2 protein-coding genes are annotated in these 723 nt (G+C 68.3%); one reads left to right on the plus strand and one right to left on the minus strand.

Annotated elements, in window-relative coordinates; translation table 11 throughout:
- The coding region (locus ABEB12_RS42000; protein WP_345703609.1) for a hypothetical protein at positions 1-413 on the minus strand (413 nt) is incomplete at its 3' end.
- 12 nt (positions 414-425) lie between these two features.
- Between ABEB12_RS42000 and ABEB12_RS42005 the strand changes: the two genes are divergently transcribed.
- The coding region (locus ABEB12_RS42005; RefSeq protein WP_345703610.1) for a hypothetical protein at positions 426-723 on the plus strand (298 nt) is incomplete at its 3' end.

The raw sequence follows: 723 nt of genomic DNA on the forward strand, positions 1-723 counted from the left end.
GCGTCGGTGAACGCCGCCGAGGTGTGCGGGCCGGCGACCGCGACCGAGATGATGTCGTTCTCGGTGGCCCACCGGTCGACCACGGCGTCGAACAGCTCCCGCAGATGCGCCAGGCTTGCCGGCAACTCACCGGCGGCGATCTGCAGGGCGTCCTTGATCGCGTTGAAGTCGCTGCCGGAGTCCCCGCCGTAAACAATGATCGGCCGCACACCCTCCGGCAGCGCCGCGACCAACCTGGCGAACCCGGTGATCTTCGACGCCGGCACCGCCGGATGGGTCAGGTCGAACACGTCCGCGCCGGCCTGGACGACGAAGCGGGGGTCGTTCTCCGCCGCCGCACGCAACGCCAGACCCAGCTCGGTGGCCCGCGCCTTGGTCGCCGCCGGGGCGTGAATCCAGTCGTAAGCGATCATCAACAGCTCGCCGTGCGGGCCAAGCTTGCGGATGATCTCGATACCAGCGGCGGCGTGCTCGTCGGTGAAATGCTGAGCGAGGAAGTCTTCCAGCGCCGCCGACCACGCCGGATCCAGCAACGCCGCCGCCGACTCCGGCTCGTCGCCACCGGGGTGACGGATCTGCGCACCGAACAAACCCACCACACTGAGCAGATCACCCGGCCGAACACCGAACAGACCCATCAACTGCGACGCGGCACGACCAGAGTTCAAACCAGCCTGAGCACCCAACATCGTGTGACCATGGAACACCGGCGCGGCACCGGGG

Origin of the sequence: Actinospineispora eucalypti, from assembly GCF_039543365.1 — a bacterium.
Taxonomy (GTDB): domain Bacteria; phylum Actinomycetota; class Actinomycetes; order Mycobacteriales; family Pseudonocardiaceae; genus Pseudonocardia; species Pseudonocardia eucalypti.